This is a genomic window from Streptomyces paromomycinus (assembly GCF_003865155.1).
GTDB classification, from domain to species: Bacteria; Actinomycetota; Actinomycetes; order Streptomycetales; family Streptomycetaceae; genus Streptomyces; species Streptomyces chrestomyceticus.
In genome coordinates, this window is record NZ_BHZD01000001.1 from 4,737,902 (window position 1) to 4,751,685 (window position 13,784).

A 13,784-nucleotide genomic window follows, 5' to 3' on the forward strand; every position below is an offset into this window, starting at 1 on the left:
CCGGTCCAGGCCATTGGGGCATCCATCCCGTGGCGTGGGGCGAAGGAGGTCTCGGGGGTGGCGTTGATGGTGGCACAAGAGGTGCCGACGGCGTCGGTCATGGCCGTACCCCATGGTCCGTCAGGGGTCGGGGCGGCCCGGCGGCGCATGCGGGCCGAGCTGCTGGCAAGCGGCGTTCAGGACACGGTCGTCGACGACGCGGTACTCATTCTTTCCGAACTGCTGAGCAATTCATGTCGGCACGCACGTCCGATATGCGTGCTGGAGGCGCCGGGTTCCGTACGGGACTCCGCCCATGACAAGGCGCCGGACGCGATACGCGCGGCGTGGCGCATCGACGGGCACGGCCAGTTGACCATCGCGGTCACCGACGGCGGCGGCCCGACCCGGCCGCAACCAGCCACTCCGTCGGTCACCGCGAAGGGCGGCCGCGGGCTGGCGATCATCCGGTCCCTCGCCAAGGAATGGGGCGTGGAGGACACGGAGGGTGAGGTGACGGTCTGGGCTCTGCTCACCCTGCACGGCCTCCGCAGCGCGTTCGCTACGCGCGTGGACCTCCCCGTGGAGCTGGCCGCCGAATTCTCCGGCGGGGGGCTCAACGGGCGGCCCGAAGGGCTGCCCACCGGGCGGGCCAACGGGCGCACCAACGGCGTGGTGCAAGGATGCGCGGCCGGGCGGGAGACCGCGCCCGGGCGGGACATGGCGCCTGGTCGGGACATGGCGCCTGGGCTGGGCACGGCACCTGGGCGGATGACGGCCGCCAGGGCGGAGCTGTCGCTGGTGGAGTGCGACCGTTCGAACGGGTGAGGGGGCAGGCGGACTCGGATACAGGGCCTCTGGCTCCCAAGGCCCGGGCCCGGAGCCGGACCCGGTTCCGGGCCCGGGGCCGAACCGCCCTCGCCGGGCTCCGGCGCACGGGTTCTCCGGGACCTCCGGGACCGCCGGGACCGCCGTGAAAGCCGGTCAGCGGGTCAGCGGGTCAGCGGGTCTGTGAGGCGGCTTGAGGACCTGCTGGGCAGCCTGAAGGCCTGCGAGGGCGGGCTGAGACCTGCGAAGGTGGGCAGAGCCTGCGAAGCGACCTGAGCGCTTACAAGGCGCCCTGAGAACCAGCCGGCACCGATCCGGCCGGCAAGACCCGTCCGCCTCGGCCTACGCGCCCCGCAGCCGCCCCTACGCGCCCCGCCGTACCCCCGACGTCCCGGGTGCCGACACGGCGATACGGCGGCGAACGGTCCCGTGGGACCAATTCCGTTGCCCTGCGCGGCCGCAGGTGGTGGACGGACCGCGGGCGGTCGCCGGACGGGCGGCGGGCGGACGGTCCCGGGGCACCGGCCGGGGCACCGCGCCGTCCCCTTCCTGAGCAGCGCGCGGCCACCGGCCGCAGCGCGCGCCGCGAGGCCGGGCCCAGTCGTCTAGGCTCGCGCCGGAACGCGTCCGTACGCCCAGGATCGACCAGGAGAAAGCCTCGCCATGGCCAAGAAGCGCCGTCCCCAGACCAAGGCCGCAGCACCGCAGATCAAGGACGGCGAGATTCCCGTCGTCGGGGCGCGTGAGCCCTGTCCCTGTGGCTCGGGCCGCCGCTACAAGGCGTGTCACGGCCGGAGCGCGGCGCACGCCGTCACCGAGCTGGTGCAGCGCCCCTTCGAGGGACTGCGGGGCGAGTGCGACTGGGTCGCGCTGCGGGAGCTGGTGCCCGCCGCCACCGTCGAGTTGAAGCTCAAGGACGGGCTGCCCGAGGGCGTGCCGTCGGTGACGCTGGCGACCGTCCTGCCCATGGCCTGGCCCGCGCTGCGGCGCGACAACGGCGCCGTCCTGCTCGGCCTGCAGAACGACACCGCTTCCGGGGACCTCAGCCGCGACCTCGCCGACACGCTGCGCCGCGCGCTGGCCGCCGAGCCCGGCACGCCGGTCGCCGCCGAGCGTGCCGCGGCGGACGGTCCGCGCCTCCAGGACCTGCTGGACCCGGCCGCGCCCTTCGAGCCGCAGGTGCACTCCGGCTTCGAGTTCTGGGTGGAGGACGCCGAGAACGCGACGGGCGAGGTCGCCGCCTCCCTGGAGCGGGCGAACGCCGCCGCCATCCCGACCGCCCGGCTGGACGGCCTGGAGGGCGCCTACTGGTGCGAGACACCCGAGAAGAACCACCTGCGCTGGGTGATGGACCACCCGGAGGAGAAGCTGCTGGACGCGCTGGCCCGGCTGCACGCCGCCGGTACGTCCTCGCTCGGCGAAGGCACCCGTCTGGTCGGTTCGTTCCGCGCGCACGGCCTGGTCGTGCCGGTCTGGGACCTGCCCTCCGGGACGGGCGCCGACGACGTGGCCAAGCCGGCCGCCGCCTTCGCGGAGCGGCTCGCCGCGGCGCTCGCCACGGACGCGCCGCTGACGCCTGAGGAGCGCCGTGCCCGCGGTGGCCTCACCAACCGTCAGGTGACGCTGAGCTGAACGCGTCCCGAGGGGCGCGGAACGGCGTTCCGGGCGTGACTCCGGTCACAAGTCGCCGTACCGACCGGTAAATACGCGTCCGGAATTCCACGATCGAATTTGCGAACCGCCGATCTCTTGTTACCGTTCTAGGAGCCCGGTCGCTGGTGCATCCCCCGTCGCCAGCGACCGGGCGCTTCCATGCCCGCGTCCGTCCGGACCGGGCGGACCGCCCCGGCGCCGCGAGACCGCCGCGGGGCACCCTCCCCGCGAGACCGCCGCGGGGCACCCTCCCCGCGAGACCGCCGCGGGGCACCCTCCCCGCGAGACCGGCCCACCGCGCCCCCTGTGCGCTCGCCTCAGGCCCGCTACGGACGCTCCCGTCGCCCGCTCACCGCCTCGGCCGCCGGCCCCCGTCAGGCCCCGTACCGGCCGTCTCGGACGACGTCAGCGCCCCGCCGACGCCCCGGCCCCACAGCACGCACCCGCCGCTCCCGCACCGTCATTGGTCCGAACCGGCCGACCCCGGCGCGGCGTTGCTGCCGGACCGCAGCAGCTTGCGCTCGCCCCGCGCGTCGGCGACCTCCGCGACCGCGGTGTACGGCGCCCGGTCGCCGCCGACCGTCGCCTCCCGCGGGGTTTCACAGATGGCGGGCTCGTCACCGGCCGGCAGGTCACAGTGCGCCTGTACGGTCCGGCCGTCCGGCCGCAGCAGGGACAGGACGGCGCGCAGGGGCTTGCCGGAGGTGTTGCGGTAGTACGTACGCCCCCAGGTCAGACCGCCCTCGGTGAGCACACACGTCTGAGCTTCCACTCCTTCGGGTGCGGCGAGTTCGGGGCCGCAGCGGGTGGTGCGACGGCCGTCGGCTGCCGTACGGGGGCCGCTACGGGGTTCGGTACGGGAATCGGCGGGCGCACCCGTACGGGGGACCGTGTGCGCGCCCCGGGACGGAACCGGTGCCGCGTCCGGGCCCGGCGCGGCGGACGCCCGCGTACCGACCGGAACACCAGCATCCGGATGTGTAGCACTCGCGGAGTCATCAGCCGCCGACCGATCGGATTCGGCCGGACCGGCGGTCGCGGCCGCCAGCGGCAGCGCGACGGCGAGCGCGACCGTGCTCGCCAGTGCGATCATGCGGAGATTCGGCGCACGCTCCATGGGACCACCTGGATCTGTCAGGGCGACGGAGTTGACCGCCGGATTGACGGTGCGCCGAACATATCGGCCCGGAACGGGCACATACCGGGCCCGTACCCCCGAATCCCCGCCAACACCGGGCAGCTCACACCCGTACGAGTGAACCGCCCGCACGTCCTTTGTCCACGCGGGGCGGCGGGAGGGGCTTCCAGGGTGAAGGGGTGGCCGGTCGAGCCGGTACGCGAGCCGGTCGAACCGGTACGCGAGCCGGTCGAGTCAGTACCGCCGACCGTTACGCACGTCAGTAAGCGAGCCGGCTGCCGCCGTCCGGCGCGCTGGTGCTCGCGGTGACCAGGGCGTCCACGATCGTCTCCACCCGCGGCAGCCACGGCGCGGCCGGTCCGGTGCCCGGCGACCGCTCCCAGTGCACCTTGCCCGCGCCGATCTGCGAGGGCGGCAGCACCACGTAGCCCCCCTCGCCGTGAAAGCGCAGCGAGCTGGGCACCCAGTCCCGGGAGTGCAGCAACTCGCCCAGTTCCGCGAGGGAGTACGGGGCGACCAGCAACGACCATCGGGTGGGGGTGGCGACGACCGGGCCGGTCCGGACGCCGAAGTGGTCCAGGGCGGTCAGCGCCCGCGCCCCGGCGACGGCCGGCAGGCTCAGCGCGCAGGGCGCGCGGCCGCCGGTGGCCAGCAGGAGGGGCGCGGTCGGCCGGTTCGTCCACCACCAACGCACCATGCGGGCATCGGTGGTGGCGGCGAACAGCCCGGGGTCGAAGGGGTGCGCGCCGGGCACCACGCAGTCCGGGTCCGGGCAACTGCACGGGCGCGGCCCGCGCTCGGCACGCCCCCATCCACCGGGCGGCTTGCCGCCCGCCGGTTTCCCGCCGGTCCGCAGTCCGACGCCCGGGAGTACGGGCCACTGCCACTCGGTGGCGCAGTGGAGCGCCGCACCGAGCAGCGCCGACCTTCCGCCGCGCCGGAGCTGGAGCTTGCGTCGCCTTCCGAGGATCTCGCGCATGAGCGCTCGTTCCTTTCCGTTAACGCCGAGGGCTATGTCCATCGCACTACATGCCGGTTCATGCCGCTTCGTGGCGTTCTTCGGTGGCTCCTGCGAACCCCTGACGCCACGTGGATCTCTGGTCACTGCGTGTACAGAGCAGCGCATCACGCCATACGCCGAGCGTGGAACGTGGCGGAGGGTGGCGCACGCATGGCGCTTGCTGTCCCGTGAAGCAGATCCGCCACTTGGGGGTGCGGTGCGGCGCGGTCGTCGCCGTGTTAGACGCCCGTGCCCGTCGGAGAGTTCCGGCGCGGCCCCAACTGACTCCGCGCCTTTCCGAGTACGTACCCGCCATGGTGGTGATGACGCACTGTCGAACGTCGCCAGTCGACCTCAAATTGACGTTCGGGGGGATATTTTCCGGCCAACTTCCTCGTCCCGTTGACACCACAAACCCCATGGGGGCAATGCTGGACATCGTGTCACTGCGGCGTGTACATGTGGAGGCATTGATAGCGGAGCAGCATGACATGGGGGTTTGCGATGCTATTGAGGAAATTGAGCAGTTCGACACACTACTCAACAACACTCAACAAAACGCCGCAGCCTGCCTCCACATGCGGCCTGACCTGGGGTTTCACCCGGCGCTACGTAAGCCGTCGGCCATGACCACCCCTCACGTTCCGAAAGTGGCTGGAATCGAACCAGCACTTCCCGCCCCCACGCACACTGCCGAGTCCGCCACCGCAGCAACCCCGGCGGGCACCCCGCCCGACTCCCGCCGCACGGCCGTCCAGGACCGACTCGCCGGGTGGCTCTCCGACCTCACCACGCTGCACGGCCTCACCGAGCAGCTGGCCCGTACGCGGACCCTCGACGCCGCCCTCCAGGAGCTGCTGCGCGCCGGCGCCTCCCTCGTGGGCGCCCGGCGCGGGCTGGTGGTCCTCGAACCGTCCGACGGGCTCGGGCCGGACACCACCATCGGCCTCGGACTCGGCCGGGCGGACATCGGCCACATCGAGACCGTGCCGCGCCGCGCGCAGTCCTTCGGCCGGATCCTCGACGGGCTGCCGGTGACGAGCGGCCTGACCACGCAAGCCGGTCCGCCCGCGGCGAACGGCCTGCCCACTGACGGGTGCCCGGCCGGCGCACCCGCCGACCACGGCGCGGACGGTCCCGGGCCGAACGGCCTACAGGGCGGCGCGTCTGCGAGCGGCCTCCAGGGAGCCGCGACGGCGGACGGCGGGCGTACGGACGGTCCAGGCCCGAACAGTCCCGGCCCGGCCGGTCCAGGTCCGTACAGCTCAGACCCGCACAGCCCGAACCCGCACAGCCCGGGCCCAGCCAGTCCAGACCCGTACAGCTCAGACCCGCACTGCCCAGGCCCGAACAGCCCCGGCCCAGCCAGCCCAGACCCGCACAGCCCCGGCCCGGACGACTCCGGCTGCATCGCCTGCGGGCGCGGCCACATCGCCCAGCCCGACATCCCCGGCGGGCCCGGCCTCGACCCCCGCCTGCGGGAAGTCGCCGCCCGCCTCGGATACGCGGCCAGCTACGCCGTACCGCTGGAGGCCGGTTCCGCAGGCCGGTTCGGCGCGGCGGTCTGGCTCTTCGACGAACCCGCCGCCCCCGCCGAGCGGCAGCGCCACCTGGTCGGCCGCTACCTCGCGTACGCCACCGAACACCTCGCCCGCCTCCTCGAACTGCACCGCCAGCGGCAGACCGTGGCGACGCTGCGCGAGGAGCTGCTGCCCAGCAGGCTGCCCCGGGCCCCCGGCGTACGGCTCGCGGTACGGCACAGCTCCGGGCCGCTCGGCGGCGGCGACTGGTACGACGCGCTCCCGCTGCCGGACGGCGCGCTGGGCCTGGCGGTCGGCTCCGTCACCGGCTCGGGGCCGGGCGCGGTGGCCGCCATGGGACGGCTGCGCGCCTCGCTCCGCGCATACGCGGTGATGGAGGGCGAGGACCCGGTCGCGGTCCTCTCCGACCTGGAACTGCTGCTGCGGCTGACCGAGCCGGCCCGCAGCGCGACGGCCCTGTTCGCCTTCGCCGAAGCGCCGCCGGGCGTACCGGGACCCGGTACGGGGCCGGGAGCCGGACCGGGACCCGGTACGGGACCGGGAGCCGGACCGGGTACGCCGCAGGCCCCCGGCGTGCCGGGCGCGGCCGGGCGCCGGATCGTGCTGGCCGGGGCCGGGCACTGCCCGCCGTTGATCATCGGTGACCGCCGTACCGAGTACGTGGAGACCACGCTGTCCGCGCCGCTGGGCATGCTGGCCTGCTGGGAGGCGCCGAGCGTGGAGCTGCGCCCCGCGTCAGGAGAAACCCTTCTGCTGTACAGCGACGGGCTGCTGCGCCGCACCGGCGAGCCGATGGACCGCGCCTTCGCCCGGCTGCACGCCGCCGCCGCGGGCGTCCCCCGGGCCGTACGCCACGACCCCGAGGCCCTGACGGACCACCTGCTGCGCACTCTGCTCCCGGAGGGGCTGGACGCCCCGGAGTCCCCGGAGGACGTGGTGCTGCTCACGGCGTACTTCGAGTGACGGCCGGGCCGCACGGGTGCCCCGCCCGCGCGCCCGGAGTGTCTGATACCTCACCGCTTCCCGCCCCTGGACCCCGTTCTTTCCGCACTTACGATGGAATGTGGTGCAGTCGTACAAGGAGGCATAGTGACGGACGAGCTCACGCCGGAGACCCCGGGCGAGGACGAGCAGCCGATCAAGCAGCGGAAGAACGGCCTTTACCCGGGCGTATCGGACGAGCTCGCGAAGAACATGCAGTCGGGCTGGGCCGACACCGAGCTGCGCGACCTGGAGCCCGTCGAGCAGGCTCCGTACGCGGCCCGGCGGCGCGCGGCGCTGTCCCGCCGCTTCCCCGGGGAGCGCCTGGTGATCCCGGCGGGCAACCTGAAGACCCGCTCCAACGACACCGAGTACGACTTCCGCGCCGCGACCGAGTTCGTGCACCTCACCGGTGACCAGACCGACGACAGCGTGCTGGTCCTGGAGCCCCGCGCGGACGGCGAGGGCCACGACGCGACGCTCTACCGGCTGCCCCGCTCCGACCGCGGGAACGGTGAGTTCTGGCTGGACGGCATGGGCGAGCTGTGGGTCGGCCGCCGCAACAGCCTGACCGAGGCCGCGGCGCTGCTCGGCCTGGCCTGCGCGGACGTGCGCGAGCTGCCCGACGCGCTGCGCGCGGCGAGCGGTCCGGTCCGGGTGGTGCGCGGCCACGACGCCGGCATCGAGGAGGCCCTGGCCGGCCAGGTCACCGCCGAGCGTGACGAAGAGCTGCGGGAGTACCTCTCCGAGGCGCGCCTGGTGAAGGACGAGTTCGAGATCGGCGAGCTGCAGAAGGCGGTCGACTCGACCGTGCGCGGCTTCGAGGACGTCGTGAAGGTCCTGGACAAGGCCGAGGCGACCAGCGAGCGCTACATCGAAGGAACGTTCTTCCTGCGGGCCCGTGTCGAGGGCAACGACGTCGGCTACGGCTCGATCTGCGCCGCCGGGCCGCACGCCACCACGCTGCACTGGGTCCGCAACAACGGCCAGGTCCGCTCCGGCGACCTGCTGCTGCTGGACGCGGGCGTGGAGACCACCAGCCTCTACACCGCGGACGTCACCCGTACGCTGCCGATCAACGGCACGTACAGCGACCTCCAGCGCAAGATCTACGACGCGGTGTACGAGGCCCAGGAGGCGGGCATCGCGGCCGTCAAGCCGGGCGCCGCGTTCCGCGACTTCCACGACGCGGCGCAGCGCGTGCTCGCCGAGAAGCTGGTCGAGTGGGGCCTGGTCGAGGGCCCGGCGGACCGGGTGCTGGAGCTGGGCCTGCAGCGCCGCTGGACGCTGCACGGCACCGGCCACATGCTCGGCCTGGACGTCCACGACTGCGCCGCCGCCCGCACGGAGACGTACGTCGACGGCGCGCTGGAGCCCGGCATGGTGCTGACCGTCGAGCCCGGCCTGTACTTCCAGGCGGACGACCTGACCGTCCCGGCGGAGTACCGCGGCATCGGCGTCCGCATCGAGGACGACATCCTCGTCACCGAGGACGGCAACCGGAACCTGTCCGCCGCGCTGCCGCGCCGCGCGGACGAGGTCGAGGCGTGGATGGCGGAGCTGACCGGGCAGCGGGGCTGACCGGACGCGGAGCGGAGGCGCGGGGCTGACCCCGCAGACGATCACCGTCGTCGGAAGGCGGCCGGCGGGCTCCTACGGGAGTCACCGGCCGCTTTCCGCGTTCCCGGGCTTCTGTTCGGTGGACCTCGTGTCCGCGGCGCCCCGTACAGCTTCCCCAGTGCCCGCCCCGGGCGCGAAGACTCCCGCCCCGGGCGCGAAGACTCCGGCCCGTGCCGCCGCCCAGGCCGCCTCGGCGGCACAGTCGGCCAGCCGGATGTCGACCGGCCTGCGGGCGATCAGCAGCCGGTAGTAGAACGGCGCGCCCAGGGCGGCCAGGACCTCGTCCGGGTCGGCGCCTTCGGGCAGTTCACCGCGCGCCGCCGCACGGGGCACCATGCTGCCGGCCAGCCGCAGCCGCTGGTCGAAGAACTGCCGCAGCACGTCGGCGGCCTCCGGCTGGCGCGCGGCGGCGGACACCACCGCCTCCAGCAGCCCGCAGTAGCGCGGCTCCGTGTAGAAGGCGGCGATCGAACGGGCCAGTGCGCGCAGGTCACCGCGGAGCGTGCCGGTGTCCGGAAGCGGAATCCCGCCGCTCAGGTCGGCCATCAGCTCGCAGACGAGCCCCTCGACGGAGCGCCAGCGGCGGTAGATCGTCGCGACGTGGACCCCGGAACGCCGGGCGACCCCCTCCATGGTGAGCGCGGCGTATCCGCCCTCGCCCAGTTCTTCGAAGACCGCGTCCAGTACGGCTTGTCTCGTACGCGCGGTACGTCCCCCCGGCCGGGACGCTCCGGGAGGGGGCTGCGCTGTGCTCACGGCGGCTCCGTATTGCAGTGCGGGTTCAGGCCACGTATTGTCCAGAACACGCTAACGCGAGACGCCTCGCGTTAGGACGGGTGTGCGTGGTTCCCGCGGCAATCGGGGACGCGGCGGGGGACGTCCTTCCCCTGCGGGACCGCGCGACCCGGCACCGGAGGGACGCCGGCAGAACGTCGGCTCCCGGACACTTCTTCGGCATGTCGGTACGTCGGCGCAACGGCACATTGTCGGTGCGTGTCGCCGGCGCACCGGTGCGGAGGCCGTCTGTTTCCCGGGCCTGACCTGCGGTGCGGAGACCCAACACCCCCCGCGTGACCGGGTGTCCGCCCGGCGGTAACGTGTCGGCCGGTTGTACACAGTTACGGGGGAGGCCGCGTGGGAGGCTATTTCAAGGTCGAGGCAGACAACCTCGGACGCCTGCTGAAGGACCTGCACGACAGTCAGGACAACATGCGCAAGGCGCTGAGCGCGCTGAAGGACACCGGGCCGAAGTCGACCGGGGCCGAGGCGCTGGACAACGCCTGCGACGAGTTCCACGACAGCTGGGACAACGCGATCAAGAAGATCGCCGACGGTACCCAGGCCATCGAGGAGAAGCTGAAACAGGTCAAGCAGAACTACGAGTCGCTGGAGAACGCCCTACGGGACGCCTTCGCGAAGAACGCCAAGAAGGCGGCGTGATGTGCGTGTCGCTTCGCACCCGTACCCGTACCCGTTCCGCGGCTTCCTCCTCCGGCAGGTGACCCGATGACCCAGCAGAACTTCCCGGCCCTCGGCTTCAATCCGGCGCCCGGCGACCTGGGCTCCGTCGAGGCCCTCAACGGCAAGCTCGACGCGGCCAAGCGCTCCCTGGACTCCGCCCACTCGGTGCTCTCCCGTATCGGCAAGGGCGGCGGTGACTGGGAAGGCGACGCGGCCAAGGCGTTCTCCGAGAAGGTCGGTGACCTTCCGAAGTACGTGAGTGACAGCCGCGACGCCATGGGCGACGCCGTCACCCAGCTCCGCGCCTGGCACACCGCACTGTCCTCGTACCAGACCAAGGGCAAGCAGTACGAGGCGGAGGCCGCCGCGGCCAAGCAGACGGTCGCCACCCGCAAGCAGGAGAACGAGCGCGCGGTCGGCGCGTACAACCAGGCCGCGGCCGACCCGGACCTGCGGCTGGCCGGCACGTTCTACACCGACCAGGCCGCCCTGGACGCCGCACAGAAGAAGATCGACGCGGCCAGCGCCCGGCTGAACAAGGCGGACACCGCCCTCGACACCGCCCGCAGTCAGCTGGACACCGCCACCCAGGAGCTGGAGGCGATCGTCAAGAAGGCCGAGGACCTCCTCGGCAACCACCAGGACCAGGCCCGCAGCATCGCCGAACGCATCCGGCGCGCCACCGAGAACGCCCCCGACCCGGGCTTCTGGGAGAGCCTCGGTGACTTCTTCACCAGCATGGGCCACGGCATCCAGGAGTGGTGCACCAAGCACGCCGACCTGCTGAAGAAGATCGGTGACTGGCTCTCGATCGCCTCCAGCATCCTGGGCGTCGCCTCCCTGCTGACCCTGTGGTGCCCGCCGCTCTCCGGCGCGCTCGCCCTGGCCAGCGCCGGTGCCTCCCTCGGGGCCCTCGCCACGCACGGGGCGGCGAAGCTCGGCGGGGCGAACGTCAGCGTGATGGACCTGGTGGGCGACGGCATCGGGGTGATCCCCTTCGGGAAGTTCGGGTCCGTCGCGATGAAGGGCGCCAAGGTGCCCATGAAGCTGGCGCAGGTGGAGGGCCGTACCGTCGCCTCGATCGACAAGGTGAACAAGATCCGCGCCCTGCGGGACGCCGGGTTCGCCGGCCGGGCCCTGGAAGGCAAGTCGCTCTTCGGGATGGGCAAGGAGTACGTCGGCGGCAGCAAGGTCTTCACCACCACCGGCTTCGGCAACCGCATGAAACTGGCGTGGAACAGCCACGTCCAGGACGTGGCGGGCGCGAGCATCAAGGAGGCGGGCATCAGCAAGGGCCTCAACAAGGTCCTGGAGAGCAGCCTCACCCCCGAAGGGATCAAGTCCTCGCTGCGCGGGGCGATGCGGGCCGACGGCTCCATCGACCCGGTCTCCTGGTGGTCCAGGGGCCCGCAGGTGGCCCAGCAGGTACCGGGTATCGCCATCGGCGCCCACAACCAGCTCACCGATCCCGGCACGCCGGCCGCGGGGAGGCTGTGATGACCACGTCCCCGCAGAACGTGTCGCTCACGCTGGACACCCCGGAGGGTTTCCACGAGCTGCCGCTGCACCTCCCGCCGGACGTCCTCGACGCCGCGCTGTGGGAGCTGGCGGAGAAGATCTGGCCGGGCGGTACGGAGTTCCAGCGCGAGACCACCGCCGTCGTCTACTCCGACCTGACGGCCGCGCTGGCCGCCGACTCCGTACTGCACGCGTCCGTCGCCTTCTACGAGACGGAGGACGGCGTGGCGAGCACGGCGCACTTCCTCGTACGGGCGGAGGCCGTGGAGCCGGACGCCCCGGACGTCGTCGCCGCCTCCGTCCAGGAGGGCCTCGCCTTCGAGGAGCACCGCAGCGTCGACCGGGTGGACCTGCCGTGCGGCCCGGCCGTGCTGTCCCTGCACGCCACCGAGACGGACGGTACGGGCATCCTGCCGACGCTGGACTTCGCCCACATCGAGCTGTACGTCCCCGCACCGGTGCGGGGCTGGCTGCTGGTGCTGGCCCTCTCCACGCCGTGCTTCGCCGACCTGCCGCGCTACACCGGCATCCTGCGGCAGATCGGTGAGAGCCTGGTCATCCGCCCGGCGACACGGGAGAACGACGATCCGGAGGCGGCGGCACCCGGCGGCGTGCGCGCGGTGTTCGGTTAGCACGGATTCGGTGGGTCATGGCTCGGGGCTCGGGTTTCGGCCGGGGCTCGGGTTTCGGCCGGGGTCCGGGTTTCGGCCGAGGCCCGGGTTTCGGCCGAGGCCCCGGCCCACCGGGCTCCTCCTGCCCACATCGACGCGTCGCGACGAGACGAGACGGACCAACTCCATGACACTCGCCTTCACCCGCCACCCCGACCCCAAGCCCTACGAACTGCGCCCCAGGGGCTCCGCCCCCGTGTACGTACGCAAAGGCGCGCCCGACGGCCATCCGGTCCCCGAGGGCTGCAAGCCACGCTTCACCCTCACCACCGACCCCGCCGGCACCGCGCCGCTCGCCGTGGTCGTCCGCACGGACGGCGGCCGCCTCGCCGTCCTCACCCCGGACCACCGGCAGCTCGCCGAACTCCGCCTGCCGCCGAAGAAGAAGCGGTGGCGCCCCACGTACGAGATCCACCTACCCGACGGGGAGGTACTGCGCGGGCGGGAGGGGACCGTACCGTCCCTGCTCCTGTGGCTGGTGATGCTGCCGCTCGTCCTGATCTACCTGATCGGTCTGGCACTCTCCGACATGCCCGCCGACGAGGTCGGTTCCCCCTTGCGTACGGCCTGGAAGCGGCCGGGCGGGCTCTTCGGCCGGGCGGTCATGACCGAGTCCGCGCGCGGCCGCTTCCGCGTCCCGGGTGAGGGGCTCGATCACCGGGTGGCGTACGCGCAAGCGGTGGCGAAGTACTGGAAACAGTGACCCGGGCCCGCCGACCGGTCTGCCACGGAGCGCCCGGTCCCGTTCACGACGCCATCAGCGGCACGTCCTCCTTCCATTTGAGGATCTTGTCGAAGCTGACCACCGCGCCGCACCGTCCGGTGCGGTTGCGGTAGCGGACGTGGTCGGTCAGGGCCTCGATCAGAAACAGCCCCCGTCCGTGCTCGGCCTGGGCCGGGGCGGGGGCTGCCATGGGTGGGGGCGGCGCGGGATCGGGCAGGGCGCTCCGCCCGGGGCGCTTGGGCCTGCGGGTCCGGTCCCGGAATCCGGGGCCGGAGTCGGTGACTTCGATACGGCAGGTGTCGCCGTTGATGAAGGCGGTGACCCGGTAGTCCTCCGCGGCGGCGTCGCCACCGTGTTCGACGGCGTTCGCACACGCTTCGGTGAGGGCGACGGACAGGTCGTGGGAGACGTCCGGGTCCACCCCGGCCGTCTCCATCGTTCCCAGCAGGAGCCGCCGGGCGAGCGGCACGCTCGCGGCCTCGCGCCGCAGATGCAGGGACCACCAGATGCTCATCGCTGCAGCCTCCTGGTCGCGGCTCGACATATCGATACGTATTGCCGGGGCGCATGGTCCGTAAGCGTGCCCCGGACGTGACTCCGCTCATTCGGCGGATGCGCCCCCGACACCCGCCGGTGTAGCGAGTCCCTCCGTGCGCCCGCGCACGCTCCG

The 13,784-nt window shown here is 72.8% G+C and carries 12 protein-coding genes; 8 read left to right on the forward strand and 4 right to left on the reverse strand.

Annotation, left to right across the window (positions count from 1 at the left end; translation table 11 throughout):
• Positions 1-66 precede the first annotated feature (66 nt).
• Together OEIGOIKO_RS19960 and OEIGOIKO_RS19965 are read left to right on the forward strand one after the other, a co-directional pair.
• Complete coding sequence (locus tag OEIGOIKO_RS19960; RefSeq protein ID WP_371859028.1) at positions 67-807, forward strand: ATP-binding protein; 741 nt, start codon at positions 67-69, stop codon at positions 805-807.
• A gap of 663 nt (positions 808-1,470) precedes the next feature.
• Positions 1,471-2,439, forward strand: coding sequence for a DUF5926 family protein (locus OEIGOIKO_RS19965; RefSeq protein ID WP_125055203.1), 969 nt, complete (start codon positions 1,471-1,473; stop codon positions 2,437-2,439).
• 481 nt (positions 2,440-2,920) lie between these two features.
• Here OEIGOIKO_RS19965 and OEIGOIKO_RS19970 read toward each other — a convergent pair whose 3' ends face one another.
• Both OEIGOIKO_RS19970 and OEIGOIKO_RS19975 read right to left on the reverse strand, forming a co-directional pair.
• Complete coding sequence (locus OEIGOIKO_RS19970) at positions 2,921-3,577, reverse strand: hypothetical protein (protein WP_125055204.1); 657 nt, start codon at positions 3,575-3,577, stop codon at positions 2,921-2,923.
• Positions 3,578-3,857: 280 nt separating this feature from the next.
• A complete protein-coding gene (locus OEIGOIKO_RS19975; protein WP_125055205.1) occupies positions 3,858-4,577 on the reverse strand; it encodes a bifunctional DNA primase/polymerase in 720 nt (239 codons plus the stop codon).
• A 671-nt stretch (positions 4,578-5,248) separates the two neighbouring features.
• Here OEIGOIKO_RS19975 and OEIGOIKO_RS42905 point away from each other — a divergent pair.
• Together OEIGOIKO_RS42905 and OEIGOIKO_RS19995 are read left to right on the forward strand one after the other, a co-directional pair.
• The gene (locus OEIGOIKO_RS42905) at positions 5,249-7,102 is read left to right on the forward strand and encodes a PP2C family protein-serine/threonine phosphatase (RefSeq protein ID WP_371858944.1); all 1,854 of its coding nucleotides are present in this window, start codon (positions 5,249-5,251) and stop codon (positions 7,100-7,102) included.
• A 126-nt stretch (positions 7,103-7,228) separates the two neighbouring features.
• On the forward strand, positions 7,229-8,701 hold the full coding sequence (locus tag OEIGOIKO_RS19995) for an aminopeptidase P family protein (RefSeq protein ID WP_125055206.1): 1,473 nt from the start codon (positions 7,229-7,231) through the stop codon (positions 8,699-8,701).
• A gap of 81 nt (positions 8,702-8,782) precedes the next feature.
• Here OEIGOIKO_RS19995 and OEIGOIKO_RS20000 read toward each other — a convergent pair whose 3' ends face one another.
• Positions 8,783-9,496, reverse strand: coding sequence for a TetR/AcrR family transcriptional regulator (locus OEIGOIKO_RS20000; protein ID WP_125055207.1), 714 nt, complete (start codon positions 9,494-9,496; stop codon positions 8,783-8,785).
• 378 nt (positions 9,497-9,874) lie between these two features.
• Here OEIGOIKO_RS20000 and OEIGOIKO_RS20005 point away from each other — a divergent pair, with 378 nt between their 5' ends.
• From OEIGOIKO_RS20005 to OEIGOIKO_RS20020, 4 genes are all read left to right on the forward strand, one after another.
• On the forward strand, positions 9,875-10,180 hold the full coding sequence (locus tag OEIGOIKO_RS20005; RefSeq protein ID WP_125055208.1) for a hypothetical protein: 306 nt from the start codon (positions 9,875-9,877) through the stop codon (positions 10,178-10,180).
• A 66-nt stretch (positions 10,181-10,246) separates the two neighbouring features.
• Entirely contained in the window at positions 10,247-11,698 is a 1,452-nt protein-coding gene (locus OEIGOIKO_RS20010; protein WP_125055209.1) for a putative T7SS-secreted protein, read from the forward strand.
• Complete coding sequence (locus OEIGOIKO_RS20015) at positions 11,698-12,351, forward strand: hypothetical protein (protein WP_125055210.1); 654 nt, start codon at positions 11,698-11,700, stop codon at positions 12,349-12,351. The genes OEIGOIKO_RS20010 and OEIGOIKO_RS20015 overlap by 1 nt, the downstream gene beginning before the upstream one ends.
• A 166-nt stretch (positions 12,352-12,517) precedes the next feature.
• The gene (locus OEIGOIKO_RS20020) at positions 12,518-13,093 is read left to right on the forward strand and encodes a hypothetical protein (RefSeq protein ID WP_125055211.1); all 576 of its coding nucleotides are present in this window, start codon (positions 12,518-12,520) and stop codon (positions 13,091-13,093) included.
• 43 nt (positions 13,094-13,136) lie between these two features.
• Here the strand turns inward: OEIGOIKO_RS20020 and OEIGOIKO_RS20025 are convergent, their stop codons facing one another.
• Positions 13,137-13,628: an ATP-binding protein gene (locus OEIGOIKO_RS20025; protein ID WP_125055212.1), complete on the reverse strand. Its 492-nt coding sequence runs from the start codon at positions 13,626-13,628 to the stop codon at positions 13,137-13,139.
• Positions 13,629-13,784 lie beyond the last annotated feature (156 nt).